Annotated in this window: 1 protein-coding gene and 1 pseudogene (both running past the window's edge); both read left to right on the forward strand. The window is 61.8% G+C overall.

The window, feature by feature from the left end:
• On the forward strand, positions 1–62 hold part of the coding region annotated (locus tag A2Z13_08595) for a hypothetical protein (protein ID OGP78906.1) (this coding region is incomplete at its 5' end). 759 nt of the annotated region lie to the left of the window's left edge; 62 of 821 annotated nt are visible.
• Positions 32–259 (forward strand): annotated as a pseudogene (locus tag A2Z13_08600) (ABC transporter ATP-binding protein) (it continues 544 nt past the right edge of the window). The gene A2Z13_08595 and the pseudogene A2Z13_08600, both read left to right, overlap by 31 nt.

Here is a 259-nt window from a genome sequence, read left to right on the forward strand (position 1 = left end):
GAATTCTCGGAAAGATCAGGTGCATACGAAAATGGTCATTCTCGAAGTCCGCAAGGTCGTAAAGTCGTTCGGGGGCCTGCGGGCGCTCCAGGACGTCTCCCTCTCCGTCACGAAGGGAGAGATCCGCGCCGTCATCGGTCCGAACGGGGCGGGGAAGTCGACGCTTTTCAACGTGATGACCGGACTGCTCCCGCCCGACTCGGGCGAGGTGGTTTTCCAAGGGGAACCGATCACCGGGTTGCCCCCCCACCGGATCATC

This window comes from Deltaproteobacteria bacterium RBG_16_64_85 (genome assembly GCA_001798885.1).
Lineage (GTDB): Bacteria > Desulfobacterota > Deferrimicrobia > Deferrimicrobiales > Deferrimicrobiaceae > FEB-35.